Origin of the sequence: Shewanella sp. S1-49-MNA-CIBAN-0167, from assembly GCF_040310145.1 — a bacterium.
Classification (GTDB): domain Bacteria; phylum Pseudomonadota; class Gammaproteobacteria; order Enterobacterales; family Shewanellaceae; genus Shewanella; species Shewanella psychromarinicola.
This window is the reverse complement of record NZ_JBEOPO010000409.1, coordinates 1-249: the sequence shown is the minus strand read 5'-3', so window position 1 is coordinate 249 and position 249 is coordinate 1. Positions and strand designations below refer to the sequence as shown.

The following is a 249-nucleotide window of genomic DNA, read 5'->3' as shown; positions in this document are numbered from 1 at the left end:
TATTTACTCTTACTCGCATCAAATGGATAGTCATCTTGCTCATCGAGCACGCCATCAACGTCCTCATCTTTGTTTTCCCAGGTACCAATAAGCCTACCTAGATCGGATTGAACCACTTGATTTGGTGAAATAACAGCCTCTATAGAATCAATTGCAGTAGTAGGAGTTTCCGGTTGCTGCACACCCTCAGCTAAATCACGATTACAACCACTCATACCTACGCTAGCAGCTAACAACATTGTTAACCAA

1 protein-coding gene is annotated in these 249 nt (G+C 42.6%); it reads right to left on the bottom strand.

The genetic code is table 11. The annotated features are described in order from the left end of the window. Window positions 1-239, bottom strand: a 239-nt coding sequence (locus AAEZ00_RS21835) for a hypothetical protein (protein WP_502959363.1), incomplete at its 3' end; no start/stop codon positions are given. Window positions 240-249: the final 10 nt, after the last annotated feature.